Genomic DNA, 412 nt, shown 5'->3' with positions numbered 1-412 from the left:
CATGAAAGTGCTGGATACTCTGGTAGGCAACCCTGATCTGGCCAAGGACGGCTACTAATGAAAACGCTTTATTGTCTGTTTGTTCTTGTTGCTGGCCCTGTTGCGGCCAGTGAGCTGATTTACCAGCCGGTCAATCCAAACTTTGGAGGCAACCCCCTCAACGGTTCCCACCTGCTGGGCAATGCCCAGGCGCAAAACGATTACAAGGATCCGGAAGCGTCTTCGTCTGCGTATGAAAGGCCTTCTGATCTGGATCGCCTGACATCGTCGTTGCAGTCCCGGCTATTGAGCCAGCTGCTGGCGGATGTGGGGGCGGGCAACGAAGGCAGCATCGTGACCGATGATTTTGCTATTAACATCATCGATGACCAGGGTGTGTTGTCCATCATTATTGAAGACATCAATACCGGCG

1 protein-coding gene is annotated in these 412 nt (G+C 52.9%); it reads left to right on the top strand.

The window, feature by feature from the left end; translation table 11 throughout:
• Positions 1-57 precede the first annotated feature (57 nt).
• Positions 58-412: curli assembly protein CsgF (locus A3754_RS07300; protein ID WP_063519198.1), on the top strand; the 355-nt coding region annotated here is incomplete at its 3' end.

The organism is Alcanivorax sp. HI0083 (assembly GCF_001635175.1).
This window is presented reverse-complemented; position numbering and strand designations above follow the sequence as displayed.